General features: G+C 43.6%; 1 protein-coding gene and 1 pseudogene. Both read left to right on the forward strand.

What is annotated here, in order from left to right; translation table 11 throughout:
* Window positions 1-2,266, forward strand: a 2,266-nt coding sequence (locus tag VB733_RS12015) for an ATP-binding protein (protein ID WP_323340321.1), incomplete at its 5' end; no start/stop codon positions are given.
* 38 nt (window positions 2,267-2,304) lie between these two features.
* Window positions 2,305-2,944, forward strand: a pseudogene (locus tag VB733_RS12020) (hypothetical protein); the annotation flags it as partial.

Raw genomic sequence — 2,944 nt, forward strand, 5'->3', positions numbered from 1 at the left:
CCATTCAACTTTAGAATTACCCCACTCATCTGCACCCATCAAAGGAAATCCAATTCTGCAAAGGATGTTGCAGACGCAGGAGCCCGTGATTATCAGCGATATTCATGACTATCCTCCAGAATATAGTGGATTTGACTTACCACTCAGGGGGCGATCGCGTTCTTTGATGGTTGTACCATTATTGGCGGATGGAAAGAGTATTGGCAGTATTACCTTGCGTGAAGAAGACAAAGCCAGGAAATGGCAAACATCCGAGCTAGAACTAGCAAAATCGGTTGCGGCACAAGCGGCAATTGCTGTACAACAATCGCGTTTATATCAAAAAACTCTGGAACAAGCCGAACGTTTACTGGAATTAGACAAGCAAAAAACAGAATTTTTTCAAAATATTTCCCACGAGTTTCGTACCCCGATTACCCTAATTCAAGGACCTTTAGAATCAGCAGTTGCCAGCAAAGAAGGATTATCATACTCCCAAAGTACGATCGCCTTACGCAACTCTCGCCGCTTGTTGCGTTTGGTAAATCAACTACTCGATTTACAGCGTCTTGATGCTGGGAGAATGCAACCGACTTTCCGTCCTTGCGATTTAGTCGATTTTGTCAGTCAAATTTCCGAATCTTTCCGTACCTATTGCGAGAAGAAAGGATTGAAATTAATCGATAATCTCCAGGAATGTCCAACGGTGTATCTAGACATGGAAAAATTTGACAAGGTTGTTTATAACCTGTTGTCGAATGCCATGAAATTTACTCCTGAGGGTGGGACAATTAGCATTACTGTCGAATCTATCGGCAACAAGTGTCTTCTCCAAGTCAAAGATACAGGGATTGGAATTTTGAAAGAACAAATTCCTCACCTCTTTGAACGTTTTCGTCAAGCTGAGGGTTCCGAAAATCGCTCCTATGAGGGTACGGGTTTAGGTTTAGCTTTAGTCAAAGAACTCGTAGAAATTCACGGCGGTAACGTCACCGTTGAATCTGAATACGGCAAAGGCACTACATTTAATATTTGGCTGTCACCAGGAAGTAATCACCTCGCCCCCGAATGCGTGCAAGATGCTCCTGTGGAGTTAAATAAAAGTCGTGCTAGTGTCGAGCTTGCTGATTTAGAACTAATTGAGTCTGAAGATGACGGCGAATTTTCTACTGATTTTAATACCCAAGATGCCGCAGTTAAAACCGGACATACTGTCCTCGTAGTTGACGATAACCCCGATTTGCGTGGTTATGTTTCCGGCATTCTCCGCGATAATGGCTACCATGTATATACGGCACGCAATGGTGCTGAGGGCTTCCGCACTGCACAACAAGTTCAACCTAGTTTGATTGTGACGGATTTAATGATGCCCTTAGTTACAGGGTTGGAAATGATTGGGATGATTCGCCAAGAAGCAAAATTAAAAGGCATACCCATTGTTTTGTTGACTGCGAAAATCGATGAAGAAACTCGGATATCGGGAACTGAACTCGGTGCTGATGCCTATTTAGCAAAACCATTTAATGATCGCGAATTATTAGCCGAAGTCCGCAACCTTTTGTCACTCAAGGAGAATGAACGTCGAGTTCTGGAATTAAATACTTATTTAACAGAATCAGTATTGCAGCGATTTTTACCACCAGCTTTGGTACAAAAAGCCGCAGGTGGCGATTTAGTCTTGGATTTGCGACCGGAACCACGTTTAATTACGGTGTTGTTTAGTGACATTGTTGGCTTTACCCAACTCTCAAACACATTGCGATCGCGCAAAGTCGCCGAATTGCTCAATGAGTACCTGGAAACGATGACGCGAGCAGTATTTAATAATGGTGGAACTGTCGATAAATTTATGGGAGATGCAATTTTAGCGCTGTTTGGTGCGCCAGAAGAACTTACGCCCAACGAACAGGTACGACGTTCCATTAATACCGCCAGGGCAATGTTACGGGGACTTGATGAACTGAATCGACGTTGGCGTGAGCAAGGTATTTTTGATAGCGACGGGCGCAACGGCTTACAATTCCGTTGTGGGATTCACCAAGGAACAGCAGTTGTCGGTATGTTTGGCAGTGCCGAACGTGCAGATTATACAGCGATCGGTCCCAGTGTCAACATTGCCGCCCGATTGCAGCAAGCTGCCACCCCTGGTAGCATACTCATTTCCGCAGCCGTTGCAGATTACCTCCAGGATGAGGAAATTATCAAAGGCAGTCCGCTCGAATTAAAAGGAGTTGATGAAACAGTTTTAACTTTTATGGTTACACCAGAAGTGGTTGCAAATCGCTAGAATGGTTCATGGTTTCTATAGCGATTTCCCAGAGATAAATGACAGAATCGGTTGCCGATAAAACACCAACTCCATCTGCAACAGTTTGGCGACATACCGATCCACCCGGTTTGTGGATTGCGATTTTGTCATGCTCGGTAATGCTTCATGCATCGGCATTTTTGTTATTACGAGCAATCAATTTTGATTCCTTTGCTCCTAAAAAAACATCCACTGTAATCCCTATTGATGTGATTCGGGAAAGAAAATCCACTACCAAGCCAAGTATCAAAACTACACAAAAACCGTTAACTCCATCAAGCAAAAATCAATCGCGATCGCCTCAAAAAGTCCAACCAATAATTCCGGTAGCTCCACAACAGGATACGTTAGCGAAGCTTACCCCAGGTATCGTTTTAACGAATCCTGATGTCACAAAAACGAAACCTCCCACAAAGCCAATAGTTGAGAAAAAAGCTCCACCAAAACCACAACTTCAAAATCAAGCCGAACAACAATTTCAACGAGCATTGGCTGAACAACAACGTCAGCAAAGAATTTTCGAGCAACAACTGCAACGAGAATTTGCTGAACAACAACGCCAGCAAAGAATTGCTGAACAACAACTGCAACGAGCATTTGCTGAACAACAACGTCAGCAAAGAATTGCTGAACAACAACGTCAGCAAAGAATTGCCG

Source organism: Calothrix sp. UHCC 0171 (genome assembly GCF_034931845.1).
GTDB lineage: Bacteria > Cyanobacteriota > Cyanobacteriia > Cyanobacteriales > Nostocaceae > Brunnivagina.